The following is a 1,942-nucleotide window of genomic DNA, read 5'->3' on the forward strand; positions in this document are numbered from 1 at the left end:
AGCCTTTCGCTAGAACGCAACTTTAACACATGAAACAAAGCTGAAAAGATAATTGTTGTTCATCTTATCATCTTGGCTATTTGCATAGATAACAACCCGAATTCTAAACGCTCAGCCCCTATTCACCACTTAAAACACTACATATCGGCATATCTAGAGCCACAAAAATTGATTCAGAATCACTCACCCACTAGCGATCTTCTCTCATTAAACTACACTTGAGGATCAGTGGTTTAGATATTTCCACTTCTAACAATGGTGATCATTTTGAACGATGGCGACAAAGCCAACAATCAGGGCTACAGCTTGGGTGTAAGGCTTCTAAGAGTTGTCTTTTCACTCTAATTGCTGATTACTTTGGTGATCACTGCTGTACATATGTATAACGAGTACCAGCAACAAAAGTTACGCATAGACCGTAACCTTATTACCTACCAATCGATCTTTGGAAAGTCTATTGCCACAGCTTGGTGGAATTATGATATGGAGCAACTTGAAGCTACGCTCCAGGGGGTATTAGGGCTTGCCGATATTTCAGGAATCCTGCTGATAGATTCAGAATCGAAACAGATTTTCGTCGATGGAAATAGCCCCAAAGAGAACGTAGATAAAGACAGCTGGGCAAATAAGTTCTATCAAGAATTCGAGGTGAGCTACGATGGACGTAAAATGGGTACACTTTACTTGTTTTCAAGCAGAGACATAGTAATAGACCAAGTTAAACACAATTTTCTATTCATTTTGGTGAACGCTGTTATTAAGTCAATTGTGCTATGGATACTCTTTCTGTGGGCGTTTAACAAGTTTCTAGTTAAAGCACTTGATAAGTTTCTGATTAAGATGGAAACAACTGACTTTGACAACATACATGACGATAGGCCAACTCTATCTGCTGAACTCTCACACCCCGGGCTTGATAGCCGTGAATTACGGCGCTTAGATAATGTATTCACATCACTTAAAAAGCGTCTTGATAAATCGAAAAACAACTTGCTTTCGCTTAACTCAAATCTTGAAGACATTGTCAGCAAACGTACGAGCATGCTTAAGCGACAGAGTAGTCTACTAGAAGCAATGAGCAGCCAGGCACGAATAGGCGCATGGGAATATGACATTCAAAGTAAAGTGCTAACCTGGTCGTCAAAAACGAGAGAGATATTTGAGGTAGACGATAGCTTCACTCCCACGCCCGACTCTATCAAGCAATTCTATCCCGAACAAAGCATGGGGAAACTTGAAGCACTCCAACTCGAAGCCATCAGATCCGGCACGCCTTGGGCTGAACAGTTAAAAGTAAAAACACATAAAGGCCATCATATTTGGATCACTAGTACCGGTGAAGCAGAGTTTGAAGATGGAGTCTGCCTTCGTTTGTATGGTTCAGTGCAGGACATTGATGCCGAGGTAGGGGCTCATCAAGACCTTGTAGATGCAAAACAAAAAGCCGTGGCTGCAGACGTTGCTAAAAGCGAGTTTTTAGCCAGCATGAGCCACGAGATCAGAACTCCCATGAACGGCATTATGGGTATGCTCCACTTGCTACTAGGTAGCGATCTAAGCGAACAGCAGCGAGATCAGGCTGAACTATCTCTTTCTAGCGCAGAATCCTTACTGTCACTACTAAACGAAATATTAGATATTTCGAAAATAGAAGCTGGCAAGCTAAAACTCGAATATATCGATTTTGACCTTTCTGAGCTTCTTCGTCACCAAGAAAGCTTATGGAAAGGGACTGTTGAAAAGAAAGGCGTCAAGCTTGAACTCCAGTGCACAGACATTTCTCATCAGTATTTAAAAGGTGACCCGAATAGAATTAAGCAAATCGTTTCGAATCTAGTCAGCAATGCAGAAAAGTTTACCGAACAATGCATTATCAAAATGACCGCTTCGACCTTAGAAGTTGGCGATAAAATAAAAGTGAGTATTAGTATTACTGATACTG

Annotated in this window: 1 protein-coding gene; it reads left to right on the top strand. The window is 41.2% G+C overall.

What is annotated here, in order from left to right; translation table 11 throughout:
• Positions 1 to 378: 378 nt before the first annotated feature.
• A partial coding sequence (locus A3735_RS19700) for a histidine kinase dimerization/phospho-acceptor domain-containing protein (protein WP_304439996.1) occupies positions 379 to 1,942 on the top strand: 1,564 nt, incomplete at its 3' end.

The sequence above is a fragment of the Oleiphilus sp. HI0061 genome (genome assembly GCF_001635675.1).